A 24855-nucleotide genomic window follows, 5' to 3' on the forward strand; every position below is an offset into this window, starting at 1 on the left:
CCGATGGTAGTCGGCGCCGCTCGTCCCCGCCGCCCCGCCGGGACGCAAAGCCGGGGTGGGACCCGGCTGGGCCCCACCCCGGTCGCGACGCGGGCGGTCAGCGGCGGAACTTCTCCGCGTTTGCCGGCGGGATCACCATCGTGGCGTCGTTGTCCACCGCCTGCCCGGCCGTGGGCTGCCGCGGGGTGGCCGCCGTGCCGGCGTGCGGCATCGGCTGGGTGGGCTCCGCCGCACCGTGCGGGCCGACCGGCTGGGTCCGCTCCGCCTCGGCGTACGGGCTGCCCAGCTGGGCCGCCACGTCCCGCCGCCCGGCCTGGTATGCCCGGGCGTGCTCGGCGATGATCCGGCGCTCCTCCTCGGCGCGGGCCAGCCAGCTCTCCCAGCGGGCCTGCATCGGCCGGACCAGCCCACCGCCGACGCCGACGACCAGGATGCCGCCGATCGTGGCGAGCACGGCGATCAGCACCGGGGTGGTGACCGTGGTGGCGACGCCGATCTGGTTGAGCGCGGCGATGACGCCCAGGCCGAGGATGAACACCGAGACGATGTTCGCCAGCACCCGGCCGTAGGAGAGGCCACCGAGGGCGCTGGCGATGATGTCCTTCACCGCCTTGGCGATCGCCGCGGCCACCACCACGATCACGATGGCGACGAACGCCTTGGGCAGCCACGCCACCACGCCGCGGATCAGGTCCGAGATCGGGTTCGGGCCCCAGATGCCGAACGCGAGCTGCAGGGTGACCAGCAGCACCGCGTAGTAGGCCAGCCTCGCGACGATATCGCTGGCGTCGTACTTCGAGCGGGCCAGCGCGGTCTTGATGCCGCCGCGCTCGACGGCCCGGTCGAAGTGCACCCGCTCCAGGATCTTGTCCACGAGCTTCAGCACGGCCTTGGCGATCAGCCAGCCGACCACCAGGATCGCGATGAAGGCGACCGCCTTGGGCAGGAACAGCATCACCGAACGGAACGCGTCTCCCACCGCGTTGCCGAAGTTGTCTCTCATCGAAGGGCCTCCACGCATGTGTTCGGGTCAGTCCCGTGAGGACCTACCCCGGCCACACCGGCGGAAAACGCGGTCAGCCCCCGCAGCGACCTGCGCGCCGGCCGGTGCCGGCGACGGCTCGACGATGCTGTCCCGCCGGCGCCGATGGCGGAAGCCCGCCGGTCAGATCGCGGTGGCCTTGACGACCTTCCACTCCCCGTCGACCGGGACCATGGTGAGCACGACCCGGTTCTGGTCGACCTTCTCCCCCGCCGTGGTCACGTTCCGCCGGTACTGGTTGAGGAAGAGCAGCAGCTCCACCCGGTCGCTGTCGGCGCTGACCACGCCGGTGGCGGACACCTCGGCCAGCACGACCGCCTGCTGGTTCGTGGCGGTCTGCTTGAGCGCGGCGGTGGTCTGCGCATACTCGTCGGCGAACGCGCCGGTGGCGAAGGTGCGGCCGTTGGCGATGCTGTCGTCGAAGGTGCGGTAGTCGTAGGAGAAGAGGGCCTTCGCCGCGGCGGGCGCGGTGGCCAGGGCCTGGCGTACGGCCTGGTCACGCTGGCCGGCGCGGCGGTCGCCGTACCAGGCGGCGAGGGCCACCGCCGCCACCAGGACCAGCGCGACGACCAGGGTGGGCACGGGGCGCAGCCGCGGCGGGCGGCGCATAACGCTCGGGACACGCATCGAGGTCTCCTCCTCCGGTCAGCCGACGAACTGGAGCTTGAACACCAGCCAGTCGCCCGAGTCCTTGTCCCGGACCAGGTCGAGCTGGATCCGGTAGTGCGACGGCCGCCCGTCGGGTGACTTCACGTTCTTCACCGTGGCGTCGACCGCCACCAGCACCACCGCGTGCCGGCGGTCTCCGGAGACCAGGCCGGCGCGCAGCACCGTGCCCTGCGACTGGACCTTGTTCTCCACCACGGCCGTGCGGACCTGCGCCTGGCCGCGGGTGAACTCGTCCTTGAAGTCGCCGGTCGCGCCGGCTGTGATCCGCTGCAGGTCGCGGTCGACGCTGGCGGCGCTGACCGAGACGAAGTTGACGGCGGCCTGCCGGGCGGCGGCGACGGCGTCGCCGCGGGCCTGGTCGGTGGCCCGGTCGACGTACCAGCGGTGGCCGTAGACGCCGGCGGCGGCGAGGGCGGCCGCGAGCAGCACGACGAGCAGCGCGGTCAGCGCCCGGCCGCGGCCCGGCGTGCCGGGCGCCGCCTCGGCCCGCCCGCCGTCGGCCGCCGCGGTGGCGTCGGCATCCTTCGCCTTCGGGTCGGCCCCGGTGTCGGTGCCGGCCGCCTTGTCGTCGGGGTCGGGCGGGTCTTCGACCCCGACGGGGTCGTCGACGACCTTCAAGTCGCCGGCCGGCGCGGGGTCCGCCACCGGCTCCCGGTCGAGGCGTTCCAGCACCTGCTCGATCGGCTCGGCCGGACGGGGCACGGGACGGGTGACCAGGCGGCGTCGCGCCGGGGACGGGCCACCGGCCAACGCTCCCTTGATGACTTTCAGCGTGGTGTTCCTGCGGCTGGTCATCGCCACCTCCTCGGGTACGCCGGTCACGGGGTCACCCCGGCGAGCAACAGCTGTTTCCAGGACTGGTCACCGGCCGTCCGGTACTGGCCGCCGGTCCCGCCGAACTGCAGCGGTCGTCCGTCGGAGCCGAGCACCAGGCCGGTCGCCGGGTCGTAGCCGGCGTTCGCCCCTGGGTCGGACGGCGGCGGCGCCGGCTCCCGGCCGGACGGTCGGGGGGCGTTCTGTGCCCCGCGTACGCTGGCGCCGGCGGCGCGCTCGTTGCCGCTGCACCTGGTGCTGCCGCCCCGGTAGACGCAGGACGGCGGATCGCCGGCGTTGACCACGAGGCCCAGGTGGGCGGTGCCGTCACCGGGGGTGACGGTGAATCCGCCGGCCACCGCGATCGGGTACGTCACGAGCAGCTGCTCGATGCCGGGCAGCCGCCGGGCGGCGATGCCGTTGACGGTGACCAGGTTGCCGAGCAGCGCCCCGACGTCGGGTTCCAGGCCGCGCAGCAGCGCCCGTAGCTCGGCGCCGGCCGGCGGTCCGGTGGCGAGCAGCCGGCGCAGGTCCGGGTCGGCGGCGCGGATGGCGGCGGCCAGCTCGGCCAGGCCGGCTGACCAGCGGCGCAGCGCCTCGGCGGACTCGGCCTGGGTGGTGAGCACTGTCCGGGCGTCGCGGATCAGGGTGAGCGTCTCGGGCAGCCGGGTGTCCGCCTCGGTGAGCAGGGCGTCACCCGCGTCGAGGATCCGGGCGAGGGCCTGCTCGTTGCCCTCGAACGCGGTGCCGAGTTCGGTGATCAGCACGCTCAGGTCGTCCGGGTCGACCGAGCGGACCAGGGCGTCGAGGTTGGTCAGCAGGGTCTCCGGGGCGAGCGGGAGGCCGGTCCGGTCGGCCGGGATCACCGCCCCGTCGGCAAGGTAGGGCCCGCCGTCGCGGTCGGGGCGCAGGTCGAGGTACTGCTCGCCGACGGCGGACCGCTGGGTGACCACGGCCCGCAGCGCGTCGGGCACGCGTACGCCCCGGTCGATCCGCAGGTCGGCGCGGACCCCGTCGGCGCGCAGCGCGACGGCGGTGACCCGGCCGACGGGCACGCCGCGGTAGGTGACCGGGGCGTTGGCGAACAGGCCGCCGGCCCGGGCGAGGTCGACGTGGACGACGTAGCCGGTGCCGAACAGCCGGTCCCCGAGGCCGACGTAGCGGATCCCGACGTAGCTGACGCCGAGGAGGCTCACCAGCACGAAGGCGAGGACCTGGAGTTTCGCGGTGCGTCCGATCACTTGATCAGCCCTCCTCCGAGGAGGTCGGTGAGACCACCGAGCTGGCCGACGACAGCCCCGGTCACCGGGAGCACGCACTGGGCGGTGAGCACGGTGCCGGCGGGCAGCTCGGTGCCGGCGGGGAACGCCGTGCCGGCCGGCACGAGGCCCTTGGGCAGGAGCAGCCCGCCGAGCGGCACCGTCGAGCCGGGCTTGAGCAGCTGGCAGCCTTCCGGCAGTCCGCACTCCTCGGGTGGGGTGAAGATGGCCGGGAAGTTCTTCAGATCCGGCAGGCACCCGGTCAGCGGCAGCTCGGGGAGGATGCCGCCGGGCTTGTCGCCGGGTCGGTTCGGGCCGGTGCCGGGTGACCGGGGCGCGGTCGGTGCCTTGGCGCCCGAGGCGGGGCGGCTCCGCTGGGCCGGGGCGGGTGCGGCGGCCACCAGGTTGGCCAGGATGCTGGCGGCGTCCAGGTCGGCGGTGACGGACAGGTTCACGAAGTCGCCCACGATGGCGCCGGTGACGTTCGGCGGGAACGGGTACGACAGCATGAAGTCCAGCGACTTGGGCAGGTCGTCGCCGGCCCGGGCGAGCTGCTCCAGGATCGGTTGCAGGGAGCGTACGGCGGCGACGGTGTCCGCCCGGCTGCGCTCGACCACCCGGGTGCCGACCGTGCCGAGCTGGCCGAGGGCGGTCAGCGCCTTGGTGAGCTGGACGCGTTGCCGGGCCAGGACGGTCAGCCCGGGCGCCAGGGAGTCCAGCGCATTGCCCACGACCTGGCGTTGCCGGGCGAGGCGGCCGGTCAGCCGGTCCAGTGCGTCGATGGCGCGGACGATGTCGGCCTTCTGCCGGTCGAGCCCGGCGAGGAAGGTGTCGAGCTGGGTGAGGGTGTCCCGCAGGGCGGGTTCGCGGCCGGCGAGCGCCTTGCCGAGCTCCTCGTTGATGGTCCGCAGCTGGGCCAGGCCACCGCCGTTGAGCAGCAGTCCGAGGGCGGCGAGGACCTCCTCCACCTCGGCGCCGCGAGTGGTGCGGGACAGCGGGATGAGGTCGCCGTCGGCGAGCCGGCCGCGGGCGGGCTCGGTGGGCGGCGGGGCCACCGTCACGTACTTCTCACCGAGCAGGCTGCTCTGCCGTACGGCGGCGGTGGCGTTGGCGGGCAGCCGCACGCCGCGGTCGATGCGCAGCCGGACCCGGGCGTGCCAGCCGGACAGGGAGATCTTCTCCACGCTGCCGACGGTGACGTCGTCGACCTTGACGGCGGCCTGCGGCACCAGGTCGAGCACGTCGGCGAACTCGGCGTTGATGGTGTAGCCGTCGCCGGCCGGCTTGCCGCCGGGCAGCGGCAGGTCCGCGACCTCGGGCAGGCCGCAGCCGGCGGGCAGCAGCGCCACCGCGAGCGCGCCGGCCAGCAGGCGGAGCAGCCGGATGCTCATGCCGCCACCTCGCTCCGCTCGGCGCCGTCATGAAGCACCACGGCGCTGTGCCGATGATTCACTCGCTGGCGCTCGCTCATGCGCTGCCTCGCAGGATGCCGCCGAGCGTCGGGTCGCTCGTGGTGGTGGGTGGGAAGCCGCCCGGCGCCTCGTCGGCGGTCGGCGCACCGGGGGAGCTGATGGAGCCCGGTGGGGACCCGCCGGCCACCGGGGCGCCGGGCGGCAGCTTGAGCAGCTTGCGCAGCTGGTCGGTCAGGGGCAGGTTGCGGGAGTGCAGGGTCTGTGCGAGCGCGGTGCACTTCGCCGGCACCTCGGCGGCGGGGAGCTGGTCCACGATCAGTGAGCAGACGAAGCTGGCCGGGTCGTACGGGCCGAGCGGGTTGTCGCGGGTGTCCAGCGTCCCCGAGCGCGCGTTGTACGCGAGGTTGAGGTTGCTCAGCGCCAGCGGGGCCACGTCGAGGATCTGGACGACGGCCTGCTGCTGACGGACCAGGATGCGGGTGATGTCCGCCAGCGCGGTGACGTTGGAGGTGAGCGCGGCCCGGTTCTGCCGGACAAAGGTGGTCACGTCGGCCAGCGCGGCGGCCAGATTGCGCAGCGCGGCGGCCAGTTCCTCCTTCTCCCCCGCGAGCTGCTCGGCGACATCGGCGAGCTGCTGCTGGAAGCGGCGTACCTGCTCGTCGCTGCGCGCCAGGGTGGTGGTGAAGCGTTGCAGGTTGGCCACCGTGCCGAACAGGTCGCCGCGGCCGTCGGAGAGGGTGGTCAGCGCGCGGGACAGCCCGTCGAGGGTGTCGTGCAGGTTGGCGCCGTTGCCCTCCAGGTTGGCCCGGCCGGTGGTGACCAGGTCGGACAGGGCGCCGTCGGCGTTGGCGCCCGTCGGCCCGAGGGTGCGGTTGAACTCGTCGAGCGCCCGGTAGATGTCGTCGATCTCCATCGGCGCGGCGGTCCGCCCGACCGGGATCTCGGCGCCGTCGGCGAGCGCGGATCCGCCGGTGAACGCCGGGGTGAGCTGCACGTACCGGTCGCTGACCACGCTGGGCGGGACGATCAGGGCCTGGGCGTCGGCGGGGAACCGCAACGCCGGGTCGTAGCGCATCTCGACCCGGACGGTGCGCCCCTGCGGGACGACCCTCTCGACCTCGCCGACGCGGACGCCGAGCACCCGGACGTCCGAGCCGGGATACACGCCGACCGCGCGGGTGAAGTAGGCGACGACCCGCCGTTGGGGTGTCTCGTGCCGCCACACCACGGCGCCGACGGCGCCGGCGAGAAGCAGGACGGTGGCCGCGGCGAGCGGGCGCCGCCAGCGCTGGACCGGACCGGGCATCAGCGTCCTCCCGTCGTGGGCAGGTACGGCTGCAGCAGGCCGTCGACGTACGAGTCGAACCATCGGCCGTTGCCGACCACGTTGGCAAACGCGGTGACGAACGGCCCCATCCGCTTGATGGTCTGCTCCAGGTCGTCGCGGTTGCGTTGCAGGACGGCGACCACGTCGCGCAGCTTGCGCAGGGCCGGTTCGAGCTGGGTGCGGTTGTCGGCGACCAGCCCGGACAGCTGGGTGGCGAGCTGGTCGGTGCCGACGAGGAGCTGGTGGATGGCGTCCCGGCGGCGGCTGACCTCGGTGAGCAGCTTCTCCCCGTCGGTGACGAGCTTGCGGAACTCCTCGTCGCGTTGGGCGAGCACGCCGGTGACGTCCCGGGCGCGGGCGAGCAGGGTGCGCAGCTCGGCGTCGCGGCTGGCGACGGTGCGGGACAGCCGGGACAGCCCGGTCAGGGAGGTGCTGACGCTGGCCGGGGTGTCGGCGAAGGTCTGCGACAGGGTGGTGAACGCCTGCGCGAGCTGGTCGGTGTCGACCTTGTCGAGGGTGTCGGCGAGCCCGGTGACGGCCTGGACCACGTCGAACGGGGCGGCGGTGCGGTCGAGCGGGATCTGGGCGTGCTCGGGCAGCTTGCCCGGTCCGGCCGGGGACAGGGCGAGGTACTTCTGGCCGAGCACGGTCTTGATCCGGATGGTGGCGCCGGTGTCCCGGCCCAGGCGTACGCCGTCGTCGTCGAGCCGGAAGCGGACCCGGACATACGGCTGGCTGTCGCGGGCGAGTTCCACGGCGGTCACCACGCCGACGCGCACCCCGGCCACCCGGACCTCGTTGCCGGTGGCGAGTCCGCTGGCGTCGTGGAACGCGGCCTGGTAGCTGCGGCCGGTGAGCGCGGCGAGGCGGTCGAGCTGGAAGGCGCCGAGCAGGGCGGCCAGAATCACGGCCAGCCCGACGGCGCCGACGACGACCGGGTTGCGTTCGCGGAAGGGTTTCACTGGCTGCCTCCGGTGGCGCAGCGGGCGGCGGTGGCGCTGACGCCGGGCGTGGTCAGCGGCGGCTGGCCGGCGACGGCCACCCGGCCGTCGAAGTCGCAGAGGTAGAAGTTGAACCAGGAGCCGTACGAGGCGACCCGGGTCAGCGACTCGTAGCGCTGCGGCAGCCGGCCCAGGGTGGCGTCGATGACGGCGGAGTTGCGGTCGAGGGTGCCGGCGAGGTCGCCGAGGGCGCGGACGTCGGCGGCCAGCGGCGGCCGGGTCTGGCGCAGCAGCCCGGCGGTGGTGTCGGTGAGCTCGCCGAGGCTGACCAGCGCCTCGCCGATGGCGGTGCGGTCGGCGGACAGCCCGGAGACGAACTGCTGGAGCTGGGTGACGCTCTCGTCCAACTGCTGGTCGTGGCTGGCCAGGGTCGCCAGGACCTGGTTGAGGTTGGTGACGACCCGGCCGATCACGGCGTCCCGGTCGGCCAGGGTGTTGGTCAGCGAGGCGGTGCGACGCAGCAGGCTGGCGACGGTGCCGCCCTCGCCCTGCAGCACCTGGATGATCTCGTACGCGAGCTTGTTGACGTCGTCGGGGTTGAGCGCGGTGAACAGCGGCCGGAACCCGTTGAACAGCACGGTCAGGTCCAGCGCCGGTTTGGTCTGGGTGAGCGGGATCAGCCCGTCGGCCCGTAGCGGCCGGCCGTCGCCCGGTCCCTCGGTCAACGCCAGGTAGCGCTGGCCGACCAGGTTGCGGTAGCGGATGGCGGCGCGGACGCTGGTGGCCACCGGCACGTCCCGGTCGACGGTGAAGGTGACCTCGGCGACGCTGTCGTCGACCACGGCGATGTCGCTGACCTTGCCGACCCGCACTCCGGCGATGCGGACGTCGTCGCCGGGCAGCAGGCCGGTAACGTCGGTGAACCGGGCCCGGTAGGCCACCCCGCCGGGCGGGAACGCGCCGAGGGTCTGCGCGAGCAGCGCGGTGGCCAGCAGCGTCACCGCCGCGAAGATCACCAGTTTGACCAGCGCGGGGGTCGTCTTCCCGGTCATCGCGCGTTCACCACCGCTCCGCGCAGCAGCGGCCCCCAGAGCAGCACCGCGATGTCCGGCACCTCGGCCGGCGGGGTGCCGGTGAGCCCACCGACGAGGGGTTTGACCAGGGCCTGTTCCGCACTGGTGCCGGCCTGGCCCATGGCCGGGGAGGCGGCGGCCGGGGCTGCGCCGCCGGACGCGGCGGGCAGCCCGACGGGCAGCAGCGGCGGGGTACGGATGCCCCGGTAGTCGTAGCCGTCGGCGACCGGCACCTGCGGGGCGGGCATCGGCGGGTCGGGCAGGTGCCGGCAGTTCGGGCCGTCCTGGGCGCCGTAGACCGGCTCGTCGCGGCCCCGCTCGTAGGGGCCGCCGTCGCGGGTGACCTCGAGGGTGATGTGCATCCGCCCGCCGGAGAAGACCTCCTCGACCCGGGGTTGCAGGGCGACCAGCCCGCTGACCAGGCAGGGGTACTCGGGGGCGTAGGTGGCGAGCAGTTCCAGCACCGGCCGGCTGACCTCGCCGAGGCGGATGAGCTGGTCGCCGTGCCGGTCCAGGAAGCCCCGGGCGGTGTCGGCGGTGTCGGTGGTGTCGGCGAGGAACGCGGCGAGCTGGGTGCGCTGGTCACTGACGGTGCCGGCGGTGACGGTGACGTCGCGCAGCAGGGCGAGCAGGTCGGGCAGCGCGGCGTCGTAGCTGTCCAGCACGACGGCGAGCTTGCGGAGGTCCTCGGCGATGGTGGGCAGTTCCGGGTTGAGCTGCCGCAGGTACGCGCCGAGCCGGGTGAGGTTCGCCCCGAGCTGGTCGCCGCGTCCCTGCAGGGCGGTGGAGATCGCGCCGAGGGTGGTGGCGAGTTGGTCGGGGCGGATCGACTGCAGCAGCGGCAGCGCCTGGTCGAGCACGCGTTCCAGCTCGACGGCGGTGCGGCTGCGGTCCTGGCTGATGACCGCGCCGTCACGGATCGGTCCGGCGGTGCTGCCCGCCGGCGGGACCAGTTCGACGTACCGCTCCCCGAAGAGGGTCTTGGGCAGCAGCCGGGCGGTCACGTCGGCGGGGATCCGGCCGGTGCTGGCCGGGTCGAGCGCGAGGCCGATGACGGCGCCGCCACCGTCGCTGCGGACCGAGCGGACGTCGCCGACGACCACCCCGCGTACCTTGACGTCGGCGCCCTCGAGGAGGTGAAGGCCGGCGCGGTCGGCGTGCAGGGTGACCCGGTCGACCGGGGTGAACGCCTTGCGGTACTGCAGCACGGACCCGGTCAGCGCCGCGGTGAGCAGGGCGATGAAGACGATGCCGAGGACACGGTGTCGCATGGTCACCCCGCGATCCGGACGGTGGTGGTCGCGCCCCAGATGGCCAGGGACAGGAAGAAGTCCACGACGTTGACGGCGACGATGGCGGTACGCACGGCCCGCCCGACCGCGACGCCGACGCCGGCCGGCCCGCCCTGGGCGGTGTAGCCGTACCAGCAGTGCACGAGCACCACGATCACGCTGAACACCAGCACCTTGCCGAAGGACCAGAGCACGTCCCCGGGGGGCAGGAAGAGGTGGAAGTAGTAGTCGTAGGTGCCGGCGGACTGGTCGAAGTAGACGACCGCGATGGTGCGGGTGGCCAGGTAGCTGGAGAGCAGGCCGATCACGTACAGCGGGATGACCGCGATGAAGCCGGCGATCATCCGGGTGGTGACCAGGAACGGCAGGGACGGCACCCCCATCACCTCCAGCGCGTCGACCTCCTCGGAGATCCGCATCGCGCCGAGTTGGGCGGTGAACCCGCAGCCCACCGTGGCGGACAGGGCCAGCGCGGCCACCAGCGGCGAGATCTCCCGGGTGTTGAAGTACGCGGAGACGAACCCGGTGAACGCGCTGCTGCCGATCTGGTCGAGCGCCTGGTAGCCCTGCAGCCCGACCTCGGTGCCGGTGAAGAAGGTGAGGAAGCAGATCACGCCGACGGTGCCGCCGAGCACGGCGAGTGCGCCGGTGCCGAAGCTGACCTCGGCCAGCAGGCGGATCACCTCGCGCTTGTAGCGGCGCAGGGTGCGTGGCGCCCAGGCGAGGGCGCGCAGGTGGAAGGCGAGCTGCCCGCCGAGGTCGTCCAGGTAGCGCAGCACGGCCACGTCAGCTTCCCTTCTGCGGTACGACCTGGAAGTACACGGCCGTGACGACGAAGTTCAGCGCGAACAGCAGCATGAAGGTGATGACGACGCTCTGGTTGACCGCGTCGCCGACGCCCTTCGGGCCGCCTTTGGCGGTCATCCCCTTGTAGGAGGCGACCAGCGCGGCGGTGGCCCCGAACAGCAGCGCCTTGACCTCGCCGACCAGCAGGTCGGGCAGTTGCCCGAGGGCCTGGAAGCTGGCCAGGTACGCCCCTGGGGTGCCGCCCTGCAGGACGACGTTGAACGCGTACCCGCCGGTGACGCCGACGACGCTGACCAGGCCGTTGAGCAGGACGGCGACCAGCATCGAGGCGAGCACCCGGGGCACCACGAGGCGGTGGATCGGGTCGATCCCGAGGACCTGCATGGCGTCGAGTTCCTCGCGGATCTTCCGGGAGCCCAGGTCGGCGCAGATCGCCGAGCCGCCGGCGCCGGCGATGATCAGGGCGGTGACGATCGGGCCGGCTTCGCGGACCACGGCGAGCACCGAGGCGGCGCCGGTGAACGACTGCGCGCCGAGCTGGCGGACCAGCGAGCCGAGTTGGAGGGCGATGACCGCACCGAACGGGATGGAGACCAGGGCGGCCGGGAGGATGGACACCGAGCTGATGAACCACGCCTGCTGGACGAACTCGCGTACCTGCACTGGCCGCCGGCCGAGCCCGCGCAGGGTGTCCAGACAGAACGCGAAGAACTCACCGGAGCGGCGGACGGCGGCGGTCGGGGCGCTCATCGGGCCACCTCCCGGCCGTGCCTGCCCGGGTCGCCGGTGAGGTGTTGCGCCAGGTCGATGGTCGGTCGCTCCACCTGCCGGAGGCCCTCGAACGAGCCGGGCGGCGGGGTGACGCCGTGCTCGCGGCACCACTGCCCGGGTGGGCGTTCGGCCCGGCGGGGCAGCCCGTCCGACGGCTGCAGTTGCAGTGGGATCGGCGGCAGCGGCGGCAGTTCTACCCCGGACTCCGCCTCGGCGGCCAGTTCGTCGGCGTCCTTCTCCTCGGCCATGCCGATCGGCCCGATCCGCTGGGCGTTGAGAAACTGCCGGACCACCGGTTCGGTGCTGGACAGCAGCATCTCTCGCGGCCCGAACATGGCCAGGTGGCCGTGGTAGATCAGGCCGATGTTGTCGGGCACGGTGCGGGCGGTGTTGATGTCGTGGGTGACGATCAGGAAGGTCGCCTCGGTGCGCTGGTTGAGGTCGATGATGAGCTGGTTGAGGTAGGCGGTGCGCACCGGGTCCAGCCCGGAGTCCGGCTCGTCGAAGAGGATGATCTGCGGGTCGAGCACGAGCGCACGGGCCAGGCCGGCCCGTTTGCGCATGCCGCCGGAGATCTCGCCGGGCAGCTTCTTCTCGGCTCCGACCAGGCCCACCATGTCCAGCTTCTCGGTGACGACGGCCCGGATCTGGGACTCGGACATGCGGGTGTGCTCGCGCAGCGGGAACGCCACGTTGTCGTAGATGTTCATCGAGCCGAACAGGGCGCCGTCCTGGAACAGCACGCCGAACAGCTTGCGTACCTCGTACAGCTCGCGTTCGGACAGCCGCGGCAGGTCCTTGCCCTCGATCAGGATGGCACCCCGGTCGGGCCGCAGCAGCCCGACCAGTGTCTTGAGGAAGACCGACTTTCCCGTGCCGGAGGGTCCCAACAGGACGGAGATCTCCCCGGCGGGCAGGGTCAGGGTGATGTCCGACCAGACCGGCTGCCCGCCGAACGACTTGGTCAGCCCTTGCACGGCGACCTCGACGCCCACTGATCCCTCCCCTCTCCGTCGCTGCCTGACACATCGGCGTGACCGTGGAGAACGCAACAAACTTCTTTCCGGCGTGGGTTGGTCACAAACCGTGAGCTAGGAAAATTGAGCAAGGCTCGATAGCGTGCCGGTTAACCCGCCGGTAATGAAGGTGCCTCGCGAGCTCATGACAGTGATCCAGCAGCCAGATCTCGTCCGCCGGGCCGCCGCGGGCGACCCGGCGGCGACCGCGACACTGCTCACCGACGTGCGCCCCGGCCTGGTCCGTTACTGCCGGGCCCGCCTGGGGCGGGTCGGCGGGGCGTACACCACCGCGGACGACGTGGCCCAGGAGGTGTGCGTGGCGGTGCTGCGCGCGCTCCCCCGCTACCGCGAGCAGGGCGTCCCGTTCGCCGCCTTCGTCTACGGGATCGCCGCGCACAAGGTCGCCGACGCCCAACGCGCGGCCATCCGGGACGCGGCCGTCACCCCCACCGACGCCCCGCTGGATCAGCCCGACGCCGCGCCCGGGCCGGAGCAGCAGGTGCTGGCCACCGACCTGGCCCGGCGGCTGTCCGCCCTGCTGGACCGGCTGCCCGACGTCCAGCGGGAGATCATCCTGCTGCGCGTCGCGGTGGGCCTGTCCGCCGACGAGGTGGGCACCATCGTGGGGATGACGGCGGCGGCGGTACGGATGGCCCAGTCTCGCGCGCTCGCCCGGCTCCGTACCCTTGCCGGGGGTTCCCTGGACGAGGTGGCGGCATGAGCGGGCGGACGCCGGACGGCGGCGAGGCGGTGGATCTGGACATCCTGGCCCGCGACGATGCGCTGCTCGACGCGCTGGGACGAGGCGAGCCGGTGCCGGCCGGAGAGGAGTTGGCCGAGTTGCTCGCCGCCTGGCGGGCCGACATCGCCGACGGCGTCCCCGAACCGGCCGAGGTCCGTCCAGGGGCGCCGGCCGCGGACCCGGTCGAGCCCACGCCACTTCCGGTACGTCCGGCCCGGACCAGGCGACCCCGCCCCTGGGCGGTGCGTCTCGCGGCGGCCGCCGTCGCGCTGCTGGCCCTGGCGTCCGGGCTCGGGATCAGCAGTCGCAACGCCGAGCCGGGCAGTCCGCTGTGGTCGCTGACCAGGCTGCTCTACCCGCAGCAGGCGGAGATACGGGACGTCGAGGACACGATCACGCGGGCCCGCACGGCCCTGACCGAGCACCGGTTCGACGAGGCCCAGGCACTCGTCGACCAGGCGCACGGCGAACTCGACCAGGTCACCGACCCGGCGAGCGCGGCCCGACTGCGCGTCGACCTCGACGTGCTCGGGCGGGACCTCACCGCGGAGCGGGCAAAGCTCCTGCCCACCGCCGTGCCGGTCTCTCCCATGCCCGGCGTCGTCCCGACCACCCCGGCCACTCGCCCCAGCACCGGCACGGTCGCTCCGCCGCCCGGGCCGTCCCAGCCGCCGGCCTCGATCACGCCGGGCGGCGCCGTGAGCAACGGCGGTGGTCTGCTGCCGCTGCCCAAGCCGCCGCGGCCGCCCTCGCCCAGCCTCTCACCCCTGTTGCCCGGGCTGCCCGGACTGCCGCTACCCACCGGTGGCCTGCTCGACTGATCGAAGTCCGGCCAACGGCCGCCGGTGGCCCCGGCCTGAGCACGGGGCCACCGGCGGCGGCTCAGGCGGTGGGCCGTTCCCGGTCGGCGGCCCGGCCCAGGGCCACCATGCGCAGCGTCTCCTCGCGGCGGCGCACCAGCAGCACCCCGGCGAGGAAGGTCACCGCGGGGGTGAGCACCAGCGCTGCCCACTGTGCCGGCACCAGCGGGATGACGTGCCCCATGTGCATCGTGGACGCCGCCCAGCCGGCCAGCGCGGTGTCGATGAGCAGGGCCAGCGCGGCGACCGGCGCCAGCATGACGGCGACACGCCGCCGTACCCCCGGGGCGAGCGTGGCCAGGCTGACCAGGACGGCCAGCCCGGCGACGGCGAACCCGGCCACGTAGAGCCAGACGACGGTCGAACTGCTCGCCTCAAGCTCGTAGAGACGCTGGTAGGACACCGGCCCGGAGGTAAAGGCCGGGCGGGTCGCGCGGTTCAGCGCCAGGAGGGCCACCGCCGCCAGCGGCGCGAGCAGCAACACCGCCAGCCGGCGCGTACCCAGCACCGCCAACGCCCGGCGGGGCGGCGCGGGCACGGTGAGCGCGGCGGCCGCCACCAGGGCGAGCGCGAACTGAGGCAGGGTGTCGATCACATAGCTGGGTTGGCCGGTGATGCCCGGCCCCACCAGCACCAGCCAGCCGACGACCCCGGCCCAGGCGAGTCCGGCCGCGACCCGGCGCAGCCCGATCAGGGCGGCGAGGCCGACCGCCGCCCAACCCGCCACGCGCAGCCAGTCGACCAGATCGGGACCGCCCGGCGCGAGCCGCGGCGGCAGGGACGGGTCCGATACCACCTGTTCGAGCAGGCTCTTGCCGGCGGCCGCGAGCAGCAGCAACGCCACCAGGACGCCGGTCACGGCGGCAGCGTCGGCCCAGGCCGGCTCGGTGAACCCCCGTGCGCTCACCCGTAGCCGGGCCCGCAGGCCGGCGCCGATCAGGTTGACCGCGTCCCCGGCGCTCGGGCGGGTCTGGCCGGGCCGCGCGCCGTCGAGGAGGACGGCGAGCATCTCCTCCTCGTACGCCCGGCGGTGTTCCCACGGGTAGACGGCGAGCAGCCGGCGGTAGCGGCGCTCCAGCCCGCCGGCGCTCACGCCGCCGCTCCGCTGCCGAGCCTGATGGTCCGCGTGCTACTCATGCGGCGCCTCCCTCGGGCAGCAGGCCGGCGCGGCGCAGCCGCCGGCCTGCGGCGTCGGCGTTGCGGCGCAGCCGGGCGACCTCGTCGGCGAGCCGGGTCGCGCCCAGCGCGGTGAGCCGGTAGTAGCGGCGCAGCCGGGACTGCACCACCTCCTCGCGGTCGACCTCGATGAGGCCGTCGGCGCGCAGCCGGTCGAGGACGGCATAGAGGGTGCCGGCCCGCAGCTGGACGCGGCCCTCGGAGATGCGTCGCACGTCCTCGATGACGGCGTACCCGTGCTGGGGTGTCTCGGCCAGCGCGGTGAGGACGAGGAACGTGGGTTCCCGCAGTGGACTGTCGCTCATGGCAACAAGGATATACAGATTACCGGTATATGCGCTGTCCCGGTCAGCGCTGCGGTCGGTGCCCGTCCCCCTCGGCCGCCGCGGCGACGCCCTCCGTGGTCGGGCCGAGCGCCTCGGCCGGTTCTGTCCGCCCCGGCCCACCGGGCGCCGCCTGCTCGCGGGTGCGCCGCCCGTACTCCTGGAAGAACTGCAGCAGCTCCACCGGGAACGGCATGACCAGCGTGCTGTTCTTCTCCGCGGCCACGTCCACCACCGTCTGCAGCAACCGCAACTGGTACGCCCCAGGCGTGTTCGCCATCGCCCGCGAGGCGTCGGCGAGCCGGCGGGAGGCCTGGAACTCACCGTCGGCGGCGATCACCCGCGCGCGCCGTTCCCGCTCCGCCTCGGCCTGCCGGGACATCGACCGCTTCATCCCCTCGGGCAGCGACACGTCCTTGACCTCGACCCGCTCGATGAGCAGGCCCCACGGCTTCTCGGTGGGCGCGTCGATGACGGCCTTCAGCTCGGCGTTGATCTTGTCGCGGTCCCGCAGCAGGGTGTCGAGGTCGGCCTTGCCGATCACCGACCGCAGCGCGGTCTGCGCCACCTGGAGCACCGCCGCCGGATAGTCCCGCACGTTGACCAGGGCCTTCACCGGGTCGACCACCCGGTAGTAGACGACCGCGTCGACGGTGAGCGTGACGTTGTCGCGGGTGATGACGCCCTGTGCCGGCACCCCGATCACCGTGGTCTGCATGCTGACCCGCACCATCCGGTCCGCGACCGGGATGATCAGGTGGAACCCGGGTTGGCGGATGCGGTCCAGCACCCGGCCGAAGCGGAACACGACACCGCGCTGGTACTGCTGCACCAGCCGGACGCTCAGCGACAGCACGATCAGCGCGAGCACGACGACGATCACCACTGCGACGATGGCGGCGACTGCCATGGTCCCCCTCAATCCCGGAGGCGCCCGCCTCCCGGCGCCGGGCCTACCCGTTCCGGCGCCGTTCAGTCCTGCCCGATCACGGCGCGGACGCGCCGGGTTCACCCGATCCGGTATGGCGCCGCCGCCGACTCGTCGAACCGCAGCCCGTGCCCGGGCACGGACAGGTCGGGCCGCAGCAGGCCGCCCGGCTCTGGCGTGACCGTGCCCTGGAACAACATCGACTCGATGCGGACGTGGTCGTGGAACCACTCCAGGTGCCGCAGGTTGGGCGTCGCGGCGGCGACGTCGAGGTGCAGGTGCGGGCCGCAGTGGCCGGAGAGCTGGAGGTTGTCCGCGGCGGTCACCGCGGCCACCCGCTGCCACTCGGTGATGCCGCCGCACCGGGACACGTCCACCTGCAGGCAGTCCACCGCGCCGGCCCGCACCATGGCGGCGAAGTACGGCAGGTGATAGCCGTACTCCCCGGCGGCCACGTCGGGCAGGACGGCGTCGCGCACCTGCCGCAGGCCGGCCAGGTCGTCTGAGGAGACCGGCTCCTCGTACCACCGCACGTCCTGGTCGGCCAGCGCCTGCCCCACCCGGATCGCCTGTTTGCGCTGGTAGCCGCCGTTGGCGTCGACGTAGAGCTCGGCGTCCGGGCCGATGATCTGCCGGGCCGTGCCGACCCGGGCCAGGTCGCGTTCGACGCGGGTCCCCCACGACTCGCCGATCTTCATCTTCACCCGCGGGATGCCCTGCTCGTGCACCCAGTGGGTGAACTGGGCCCGTAGTTGTGCCTCGTCGTAGGTGGTGAAGCCGCCGCTGCCGTAGACCGGCACGGTTTCCCTGGCCAGGCCGAGCAGCCGGGCCAGACGGATCCCCAGCAGGCGGGCCTTGAGGTCCCACAGCGCCACGTCGACCGCGGAGATGGCGTAGGCGGCGACGCCGGGGCGGCCCACGTTGCGCACGGCCGCCTGCATGGCCTGGTAGCTGCCGGGGACGTCGAGCGCGTCGCGCCCGGTCACTACCCCGGCCAACAGTTCGGTGACCAGCTCGCCGGCGGCGGCCGCCGCGTACGTCCAGCCGGTGCCCACCTCGCCGCCCGCGCTGACCTGGACCAGCACCAGTGTGGTGGCGCTCCAGGCCGCGGTGCCGTCCCCTTCCGGGGCGTCGGTGGGGATCCGGTACGCCGCGGCGGTCACCCGGTCGAGCACGGAGTCACCCCGCACGGCGGGCCTCCCGACCCGATGGCACGGCAGGACTCCGGTCCACGCGCCGGGAGACCAGGACTGCGGAGGTGATGCGCTGCATGGATCGGAGATACCGCGGATCGCCGGAAGCAAACCCGCCGGCGCCCGCCCCCGGCGTCGCCCGACGGGCTACCGCCCTGCTGGAATGATGGCGGGATGCAATCACCCGCCGGCGACAGCGAAACGGCGGCCGTCGAGGCGCTGATGGCGGCCAGCCGCGCGTTCGTGGGCCTCGCCGCCCGCTCGCTGGCCGGCCTCGACGCCGAGGTCACCCTGCCGCAGTTTCGGGCGTTGGTCGTGCTGGCCACCCGGGGACCCCAGCGCGCCGTCGACATCTCCGCCGAACTCCAGGTCGCCCCGTCGACCGGCACGCGGATGTGTGACCGTCTGATCCGCAAGGGCCTGGTCCGCCGGTCCCGCTCCAGCAGCGACCGCCGGGTGGTGCGGCTGCGGCTCACCCCCGCCGGGCTGGCCCTGGTGCAGGAGGTGATCCGTCGGCGGCGCGCGGAGCTGTCTCGGATCGTCGCCGCGACCTCGGCGTACTGGCAGCCGACGGTGACCGAGGCGCTGACCGCGTTCGCCACGGCGGCGGGTGAGCTGCCCGAGCAGGAGTGGTGGCTGGGCGTCGCCGCGGTGGACAGCCCGGCGGAGGCCGAGGCCTGACCGCGCCGCCTACCGGTTATGCGTCAGGGCCTGGCCGAGATGCTGGCACAGTGCAATGATGGCTGTATGCAAGCGACGGTGTGACGGCACCGACGAGCGTCACGACCAGTGACGGGAGGCACGCCATGGACCGCGACGGACGCCACGAGGTCGCCCGGATCGACGACACGGTCACCCCGGACACCCTGCACGAACGGGCCGAGCGGGTCGCCGTGCCGGACTTCGACTACCTCACCCAGTTCATCGAGGCGGTCGCGGACGGGCTCACCCCGCACCCTTCCAGCCCGACCAGGCGAGGTTGACCCAGCCGCCACCCCGGCCGGTGGGCATCGGCCAGGGCGGCCGGGCGGAGTGAGCTGCGCTCAGGCGGCGTAGCGGGCGGCGAGGTCGACGACCCGGCGGGCGGCGGCCACCATCGCCCGGTCGGCGAACCGCCCGTCGGGCAGCACCACGGTGCCGGAGTCGCGGGTCTGCGCCTCGGCGACGGCGGCGAGCAGTTCCCGGGCCCGGGCCACCTCGCGCTCGGCCGGGCGGAACGCCGCGGCGATGACCCGGAGCTGTCGTGGGTGGATGGCCGTCCTTCCGAGGAAGCCGAGCCGCCGGCCGGCGGCGCAGGAGGCAGCCAGCCCGTCGAGGTCGGCGACGTTCGCATACACCGACATGGCCGGCGGCGGCAACGCGGCGGCGCGGGCCGCGACGACGATCCGGCCGCGGGCCCAGAGCAGGCCGTCGTCGTCGCCGACGCCCAGGTCGGAGCGGAGGTCGGCCTCGCCGAGGCCGAGCGAGGCCACCGCCGGGTGGGCGGCGGCGATCCGGTACGCGGACTCCAGCCCCACGGCGGACTCGATCAGCGGGTGCAGCGGGGTGTCGACCCGGGCGGCGACGGCGGCGACGGCCGCCGGGGACTCCACCTTGGGCAGGCGCAGGCCGGCCAGCCCCGATCTACCGGCGACGGCGGCCAGGTCGGCGTCGACGTCCGGGCCGGTCAGCTCGTTGACCCGCACCTGGACCGGCACCGGCGACGGTTCGGCGAGGAACTCGGCGACGGCGTCCCGGGCGTACGCCTTGCGGCCGGCGACGACGGCGTCCTCCAGGTCGAGGATGACCGCGTCGGCGCCGGAGGCGACCGCCTTGGCGAACCGGTCCGGCCGGTCGCCGGGCACGTAGAGCCAGGTCAGCAGCATCAGATCACGCCCCGCTCGCGCAGCGCGGCCAGGTCCGCGTCGGTCAGGCCGAGCGCCCGGAACACCTCGTCGGTGTCCTGGCCGTGCCGCCGGCCGGCGTGCCGGATCTCGCCGGGCGTGGCCGACATCCGGAATGGGACGTTCTGCATGCGGACCTCGCCGAGGTCCTCGTCGGGGACGGCGACCACGGTGCCGAGCGCCGCGTACTGCGGGTCGGCGAGGATGTCCCGGACATCGTAGACGGGCGCGACGGCCGCCTGGGCCGCCTCGAACGCGGCCACCACCTCGTCCCGGTCCCGTTGTGCCACCCAGCCGGCGACGACGGCGTCGAGTTCGTCGGCGTGCGCGGCCCGGCCGCTGCCGGTGGCGAACCAGGGCTCGTCGACCAGCTCGGGGTGGCCGACGAGGCGGATGACCCGCTCGGCGATGCTCTGCGCGCTGGTGGAGACGGCCACCCAGCGGCCGTCCGCGCACCGGTAGGTGTTGCGCGGGGCGTTGTTGTTGGACCGGTTGCCGAGCCGGGGCTGCACGTAGCCGAGTTGGTCGTACCAGGTGATCTGCGGGCCGAGCATCGCCATGATCGGTTCGATGATGGCCAGGTCGACCACCTGGCCCCGGCCGGTCAGGTCGCGGCCACGCAGGGCCAGCATGACCGCGTACGCGGCGGCGAGCGCGGTGACCGAATCGGCCAGGCCGAACGGCGGCAGGGTGGGCGGCCCGTCGGGTTCCCCGGTGGCGGCGGCGAAGCCGCTCATCGCCTCGGCGAGCGTGCCGAACCCGGGCCGGGGTGCGTAGGGGCCGACCTGGCCGAAGCCGCTGATCCGGGCGATCACCAGGCGTGGGTTGACCGCGTGCAGGGCGTCCGGGCCGAGGCCCCAGCGTTCCAGGGTGCCGGGGCGGAAGTTCTCCACCAGCACGTCGGCGTCGGCGAGCAGCCGGCGCAGCAATTCGGCGCCCTGCGGGTCGGACAGGTTGAGCGTGACGGTGCGCTTGTTGCGGCCGAGCACCTTCCACCAGAGGCCGACGCCGTCCTTGGCCGGGCCGTGCCCGCGGGACGGGTCGGGCTTGGCCGGGTGCTCGACCTTGACCACGTCGGCGCCGAAGTCGCCGAGGAAGGCGGCGGCGAGCGGGCCGGCGAAGAGGGTGGCCAGGTCGACCACCTTGACGCCGTGCAGCGGGGCGGGCGCGGTCATGGCGTTCCCTTCGCCGGGTCGACGGCGGCGAGGAACACGTCGCCGTTGCCGAGGGCGGCGCCACCGGTGGGCGTGCCGGCGGTGCGGCCGCTGACCAGCAGCCGGCCGTCGGGGGCGAGGGTGGCGTAGACGTTCTCCTCGCCGAACGGGTCGGCCGCGTCGTCGCGGGCGGTGCCGTACTGCGCGACGGCGAGCTGCCGGCCGCGGGCGTCGAGGCGCAGGGTGAGCACGTCCGCCCCGCCGGCCGGCACGCCGAGCGTGCTGCCGGTGAAGCCGACCACCGCGAGCGAGCCGTCGGCCAGGGCCAGGACGTCGGTGCCGGCGTCCGCGCCGCGCCCGCCGGTGACGGTCCGCCAGCGCTCTGCGCCCTTGCTGGTGTACGCGACGGTCAGCACGTCGCCGGCGGTGGCGCCGGTGGCCACGACCTGCCCGGCGCCGGTGACGGTGACGCCGCCGAGCAGGTCGTCCCCGTCGCCGCCGGCGACGGTGAGCCAGTCGCGGGTGCCGTCGGGGGTGAACCGGGCGAGCCAGCCGTCGGCGCCGCCGAGCGGGGTGGTGCCGGGCAGGGCGGCGGAGGTGCCGCCGGCGACGTAGACGCCGTCGGGGCCGACGGCGACGGCGTACGCCTTGTCCTCGCCGGGTCCGCCGAACTGGCGGGTCCAGGCGAGCGTGCCGTCCGGGGCGATCCGGGCGAGCAGGGCGTCCTTGTCGCCGGCGTTGGTGCCGCCGAACGCGCCGCTGGTGTAGCCGGCGACGTACGCGCCACCGTCCGGTGCGGCGGCGAGGGCGTAGAAGCGGTCGGCCTTGGCCGGGTCACCGGCCTGGGTGAGCCAGGCGCGCTGCCCGGTGGCGGTCAGTTTCGCCACGAACCCGTCGTCCGCCGGGCTGCCCGGGTGCCGGCCGTCGAGGTCGCCGCGGGTGTAGCCGGCGGTGAGGACGCTGCCGTCGGGCAGCGGCACGGTCCCGTAGAGCCGGTCGTTGGCGGCGGTGCCGAACTGGGCGGTCCAGCGGGCGGTGGTGCGGTCCGCGGCGACCCGGGTGACCACGGCGTCGAGGCCGCCGGCGTACGGCTGGCCGGCGACACTGCCGGACGCCGCGTAGCCGAGGGTGACGTCGCCGTCGGGGTGGGCGGCGACCCCGCCGGCCCAGTCCGCGCCGGGGGTGCCGTGCAGCGGGGCGGGCAGCCCGGCGGGCGGGGTGACGCTGAGGGTGGCGGCGAGCTGGGTGAGACCGGCGACGAAGGCGGGGCGCCAGACGTCCCAGTCGTGCCCGCCGTCGAGGACGCGGAACTCGGCGGCGATGCCGTCGGTGCGCCGGACGGTGTTGTAGAGGGTGGCGGCCTCGTAGTCGAGGTCGTGGACGGCGTCGGCCGGGTCCGGGTTGGGCCATTCGTCGTCGCCGACGGCGATGAACATCCGGACCGGGGATTCCGGGTCGACGCCGGGGAGCAGGGCCGGGTAGTTCAGCCGCCGGTAGACGTCGTCGGAGAAGAGCTGGTCGCCGGCGCCGAAGGCGCCGAACTCGCGGGCCGAGGAGTCGGCCGGCGGCAGCGGCTGGTAGACGGCGGGGCTGAGCACCAGCGCGTTGGCGAAGAGGTCCTGGTGGGCGAGGGCGTAGCGCAGCGCGCCCGCGCCGCCCATCGAGTAGCCGCCGATGAGCCGGGCGTTCCGGTGCGCGGCGGTGCGGTAGGTGGCGTCGACGTGGGTGACGAGGTCGCGGGTGAGCGCGGTTTCCACGGGGCGGCCCGGGTTGTCGGCGCCGGTGTACGCGGAGTCGACGTACCAGCTGCCGCGGCTGCTCCACGGGGCGTCGGGCAGCACGGCGATCATCGGTGGCACCTGCCGGTCGGCGATCAGCCGGTCGAGGTTCGACTTGATGCGGGTCCACGCCTGCATGGTGTCGCCGCGCCCGTGCAGCAGGTACAGCACCGGGTAGCGGGTGGCGGCCTGCGCGGGGTCGCGGTAGCCGTATGGGAGGTAGACGGTGTAGTCGATGCTGTCGCCGAGGGCCGGCGAGGGCGCGGTGGCGGTGCTGAGGGTGCCGGCGGGATCCTTGGCGGCGACGGCGGTCTCCGGCGCCAGGCCGGTGAGCCCGACGGCGGCCAGCAGGGCGACGAGGATGGCGCCGGTGCGCCACGTTCTGCTCATCGGGGGGCTCCTTCGGCGGGCAGGTCGGCGGCGCAGCGGAAGCCGATCGAGTCGGAGCGGGTGAGGCCGGCGCCGGTGAGCAGCAGCTTCACCGACACCTCGGGCGGTTGGGGGCCGCCGTCGAGATACCAGTCGGAGCCTTCCGCGCGGTACGCGCAGCCGCCCTTGAGGATGACGAACCGGGTACGCCCGTCGGAGTGTTCACTTTCGGTCAGGTTCCAGACCAGGGGTGCTCGGCGCGCGAGCAGTCCCGCCTCGGCGGCGGCCTGCCATTCGTCCTCGGTGGGCAGCCGCAGGCCGGCCCAGTCGGCGTACGCGCGGGCGTCGGCGAGGTCGACGCCGGTGACCGGGGCGTCGGCGGGTCCCTGCCCGGCGGTGAACCGTTCCGGCCGGACCGGCCGGTAGCCGGTGGCGGCGAGGAAGCGGGCGTACTGGCCGTGGGTGACCTCGTGGGTGTCGATGGCGAAGCGGCCGAGCCGGACCGGGCGGCGCAGGGTGCCGGTGTGGTGCAGTCGGGGCGGCAGGGGCTTCCACTCGTCGACGTAGGGGGCTTCGCCGTACAGGCCGGTCTCCCGGACGCGGTGGCGGACGGTCAGCTCGTGGTGGCCGCCGTCGACGCAGGCCATGCCGCCGGGCAGGGCCGCGAGGGGCGACCACGGGGTGCGGGTACGCACGGCGGCGCGGGCCGGGAAGGACGGGTCACCGGTCGGCGGCTCGTGCCGGTCGACGGGGGTGTCGGTGGTGACCACCGCGGCGATCGCCCCGGCGGGCAGCGGCCCGCCGACGGCGACCCGCCCGTCCTCGAGTGCGGTGACGGTCAGCTCGGCGCCGGTGACCAGGTCGACGAAGCGGCCGGGCCGGGGCTCGGTGAGCAGCCAGGGGCCGTCGTGGTCGGCGCCCCGGTTGACCACCGTCCACAGGGGCTGGCCGTCGTGGGTCCAGCGGGACGCGTACACCTGGCCGGTGCCCGGGTGATCGGCGAGCGGGACCCAGTCCTCGGCGCGCAGCCACGCCGCGTGGCTGGCCTGCACCCGCCGCATGGCGCGCAGCACGGCCTTGTCCCGGTCGTTCCAGCCGACCCAGACGCCGAAGACGCTCTCCCAGACCAGCACGCCGCAGCCGTTGAGCCAGGCGGAGTGCAGCTCGTCGAGGTGGCTGCGGTGCCAGCGACGGGTGTGGTGCAGGATGTGCCGCCGCTCGAACCACTTTGCCCGCAGCACGCCGGGCACGTCGGAGTCGGCGAACCATTGCGCCCAGGACATGGCGTGGTCGGCGATCCGGGCCAGCGGCACCCGGCTCTCACCCTCCAGGACCAGGCCGGGGCGGACCGCGTCAAGGGTCTTGCGCAGCTCGCCGGCGCCCTCCTTGAGGGTGTCCAGGAAGACCCCGTCGACGCCGAGGGCGGCGGCCAGCGCGGCGACCTCCTCGGCGTCGGTGCCGGGCCGCCGCCTGGTGCCGGTGTCCCAGGGGTTGTAGTCGACGAACATCCGGACGCCGTGGGCCTGGAACTGGCGAACCACGTCGGGCAGTTCGGGGACGTCCCGGTACCAGTCGAACTGGTTGCGCGCGTCCAGCCCGATCACCGGGTACGCGTGCCAGAGGACCACTCCGTCGAAGCCGCCGAAGTCGCGCCGCGCCGCGTCGAGAAACGCGTCCACGGTGAACTCGCCCCGGTCGTGGTCGTAGAGGGTCTCGTCCCACAGCCAGGCGAGGCAGACGGTGAAGCAGTCGCCGGTGATGCCGTCGTAGTGCTCGCCGGTGTAGGCGAGCCGGGCCCGGGCGTCGGCCCGCCAGCGGGTGAGCTGGTCGCGCCAGGCGGGCCAGTCGGCGGGGTGGCCCGGGGCGGCGAAGATCTTCGCCTCGTCGAGGGTGGCCAGGTCGGCGTGCGCCCCGAGCGGCACCTCGGTGGGCCGGTCGATGGGGCGCGGGACGTACGGGTTGAAGCTCACGCCGCCGCCTCCCTGCGGTCGGCGCCGGCGCGAGGCTCCACCGCACTGAGTTTG

At 74.0% G+C, this 24855-nt stretch carries 24 protein-coding genes; 4 read left to right on the forward strand and 20 right to left on the reverse strand.

Features of this window, described 5'->3' with window-relative positions:
• Window positions 1-97 precede the first annotated feature (97 nt).
• From ABZ783_RS20120 to ABZ783_RS20175, 12 genes are all read right to left on the reverse strand, one after another.
• Entirely contained in the window at window positions 98-1003 is a 906-nt protein-coding gene (locus ABZ783_RS20120; RefSeq protein ID WP_357440305.1) for a hypothetical protein, read from the reverse strand.
• A 162-nt stretch (window positions 1004-1165) separates the two neighbouring features.
• Window positions 1166-1669 (reverse strand): hypothetical protein, encoded by a 504-nt coding sequence (locus ABZ783_RS20125; protein ID WP_357440308.1) that lies wholly within the window; start codon window positions 1667-1669, stop codon window positions 1166-1168.
• 18 nt (window positions 1670-1687) lie between these two features.
• Window positions 1688-2506 (reverse strand): hypothetical protein, encoded by an 819-nt coding sequence (locus ABZ783_RS20130; RefSeq protein WP_357440311.1) that lies wholly within the window; start codon window positions 2504-2506, stop codon window positions 1688-1690.
• A gap of 23 nt (window positions 2507-2529) precedes the next feature.
• Window positions 2530-3765 carry an MlaD family protein gene (locus ABZ783_RS20135; RefSeq protein WP_357440313.1) on the reverse strand — a complete coding sequence of 412 codons (1236 nt, stop codon included), beginning with the start codon at window positions 3763-3765 and terminating at the stop codon, window positions 2530-2532.
• Window positions 3762-5174, reverse strand: a complete 1413-nt coding sequence (locus ABZ783_RS20140) for an MCE family protein (RefSeq protein ID WP_357440315.1) — start codon at window positions 5172-5174, stop codon at window positions 3762-3764. Before ABZ783_RS20140 ends, ABZ783_RS20135 begins: the two co-directional genes overlap by 4 nt.
• A 76-nt stretch (window positions 5175-5250) precedes the next feature.
• Window positions 5251-6501 carry an MCE family protein gene (locus tag ABZ783_RS20145; RefSeq protein WP_357440317.1) on the reverse strand — a complete coding sequence of 417 codons (1251 nt, stop codon included), beginning with the start codon at window positions 6499-6501 and terminating at the stop codon, window positions 5251-5253.
• Window positions 6501-7484: an MCE family protein gene (locus ABZ783_RS20150; protein WP_357440319.1), complete on the reverse strand. Its 984-nt coding sequence runs from the start codon at window positions 7482-7484 to the stop codon at window positions 6501-6503. The genes ABZ783_RS20145 and ABZ783_RS20150 overlap by 1 nt, the downstream gene beginning before the upstream one ends.
• Complete coding sequence (locus tag ABZ783_RS20155; protein ID WP_357440321.1) at window positions 7481-8515, reverse strand: MCE family protein; 1035 nt, start codon at window positions 8513-8515, stop codon at window positions 7481-7483. Before ABZ783_RS20155 ends, ABZ783_RS20150 begins: the two co-directional genes overlap by 4 nt.
• Window positions 8512-9807 (reverse strand): MCE family protein, encoded by a 1296-nt coding sequence (locus ABZ783_RS20160; protein ID WP_357440323.1) that lies wholly within the window; start codon window positions 9805-9807, stop codon window positions 8512-8514. The genes ABZ783_RS20155 and ABZ783_RS20160 overlap by 4 nt, the downstream gene beginning before the upstream one ends.
• 2 nt (window positions 9808-9809) lie before the next feature.
• Window positions 9810-10604 (reverse strand): ABC transporter permease, encoded by a 795-nt coding sequence (locus tag ABZ783_RS20165; RefSeq protein WP_338013282.1) that lies wholly within the window; start codon window positions 10602-10604, stop codon window positions 9810-9812.
• A gap of 10 nt (window positions 10605-10614) precedes the next feature.
• A complete protein-coding gene (locus tag ABZ783_RS20170) occupies window positions 10615-11385 on the reverse strand; it encodes an ABC transporter permease (RefSeq protein WP_073834518.1) in 771 nt (256 codons plus the stop codon).
• A complete protein-coding gene (locus ABZ783_RS20175; RefSeq protein ID WP_357440327.1) occupies window positions 11382-12401 on the reverse strand; it encodes an ABC transporter ATP-binding protein in 1020 nt (339 codons plus the stop codon). Before ABZ783_RS20175 ends, ABZ783_RS20170 begins: the two co-directional genes overlap by 4 nt.
• Window positions 12402-12567: 166 nt before the next feature.
• Here ABZ783_RS20175 and shbA point away from each other — a divergent pair, with 166 nt between their 5' ends.
• Together shbA and ABZ783_RS20185 are read left to right on the forward strand one after the other, a co-directional pair.
• Window positions 12568-13146 carry an RNA polymerase sigma factor ShbA gene (gene shbA / locus ABZ783_RS20180; protein WP_357440330.1) on the forward strand — a complete coding sequence of 193 codons (579 nt, stop codon included), beginning with the start codon at window positions 12568-12570 and terminating at the stop codon, window positions 13144-13146.
• Window positions 13143-13988, forward strand: a complete 846-nt coding sequence (locus tag ABZ783_RS20185; protein ID WP_357440333.1) for an anti-sigma-D factor RsdA — start codon at window positions 13143-13145, stop codon at window positions 13986-13988. Before shbA ends, ABZ783_RS20185 begins: the two co-directional genes overlap by 4 nt.
• Window positions 13989-14049: 61 nt before the next feature.
• On the opposite strand, the gene ABZ783_RS20190 is transcribed toward ABZ783_RS20185, so the two are convergent.
• From ABZ783_RS20190 to ABZ783_RS20205, 4 genes are all read right to left on the reverse strand, one after another.
• Complete coding sequence (locus tag ABZ783_RS20190) at window positions 14050-15120, reverse strand: hypothetical protein (protein WP_357440335.1); 1071 nt, start codon at window positions 15118-15120, stop codon at window positions 14050-14052.
• Window positions 15121-15160: 40 nt separating this feature from the next.
• Window positions 15161-15508: a PadR family transcriptional regulator gene (locus ABZ783_RS20195; RefSeq protein ID WP_357440338.1), complete on the reverse strand. Its 348-nt coding sequence runs from the start codon at window positions 15506-15508 to the stop codon at window positions 15161-15163.
• A gap of 43 nt (window positions 15509-15551) precedes the next feature.
• Window positions 15552-16436 (reverse strand): SPFH domain-containing protein, encoded by an 885-nt coding sequence (locus ABZ783_RS20200; RefSeq protein ID WP_357440341.1) that lies wholly within the window; start codon window positions 16434-16436, stop codon window positions 15552-15554.
• Window positions 16437-16534: 98 nt separating this feature from the next.
• The gene (locus ABZ783_RS20205; RefSeq protein WP_357440343.1) at window positions 16535-17644 is read right to left on the reverse strand and encodes an enolase C-terminal domain-like protein; all 1110 of its coding nucleotides are present in this window, start codon (window positions 17642-17644) and stop codon (window positions 16535-16537) included.
• A 177-nt stretch (window positions 17645-17821) separates the two neighbouring features.
• Here ABZ783_RS20205 and ABZ783_RS20210 point away from each other — a divergent pair, with 177 nt between their 5' ends.
• A complete protein-coding gene (locus tag ABZ783_RS20210; RefSeq protein ID WP_357440346.1) occupies window positions 17822-18328 on the forward strand; it encodes a MarR family winged helix-turn-helix transcriptional regulator in 507 nt (168 codons plus the stop codon).
• 125 nt (window positions 18329-18453) lie between these two features.
• The gene (locus tag ABZ783_RS20215; protein WP_357440349.1) at window positions 18454-18630 is read left to right on the forward strand and encodes a hypothetical protein; all 177 of its coding nucleotides are present in this window, start codon (window positions 18454-18456) and stop codon (window positions 18628-18630) included.
• Between the two features lie 60 nt (window positions 18631-18690).
• Here the strand turns inward: ABZ783_RS20215 and ABZ783_RS20220 are convergent, their stop codons facing one another.
• From ABZ783_RS20220 to ABZ783_RS20235, 4 genes are read right to left on the reverse strand one after another with little or no spacing between them, the layout of a single operon-like run.
• Complete coding sequence (locus ABZ783_RS20220) at window positions 18691-19512, reverse strand: CoA ester lyase (RefSeq protein WP_357440352.1); 822 nt, start codon at window positions 19510-19512, stop codon at window positions 18691-18693.
• Complete coding sequence (locus ABZ783_RS20225) at window positions 19512-20705, reverse strand: CoA transferase (protein ID WP_357440355.1); 1194 nt, start codon at window positions 20703-20705, stop codon at window positions 19512-19514. The genes ABZ783_RS20220 and ABZ783_RS20225 overlap by 1 nt, the downstream gene beginning before the upstream one ends.
• Window positions 20702-22852: an alpha/beta hydrolase-fold protein gene (locus ABZ783_RS20230; RefSeq protein ID WP_357440358.1), complete on the reverse strand. Its 2151-nt coding sequence runs from the start codon at window positions 22850-22852 to the stop codon at window positions 20702-20704. Before ABZ783_RS20230 ends, ABZ783_RS20225 begins: the two co-directional genes overlap by 4 nt.
• The gene (locus tag ABZ783_RS20235; protein WP_357440361.1) at window positions 22849-24801 is read right to left on the reverse strand and encodes a formylglycine-generating enzyme family protein; all 1953 of its coding nucleotides are present in this window, start codon (window positions 24799-24801) and stop codon (window positions 22849-22851) included. The genes ABZ783_RS20230 and ABZ783_RS20235 overlap by 4 nt, the downstream gene beginning before the upstream one ends.
• Between the last annotated feature and the right edge of the window lie 54 nt (window positions 24802-24855).

The sequence above is a fragment of the Micromonospora sp. NPDC047738 genome (genome assembly GCF_040642675.1).
Taxonomy (GTDB): Bacteria; Actinomycetota; Actinomycetes; order Mycobacteriales; family Micromonosporaceae; genus Micromonospora.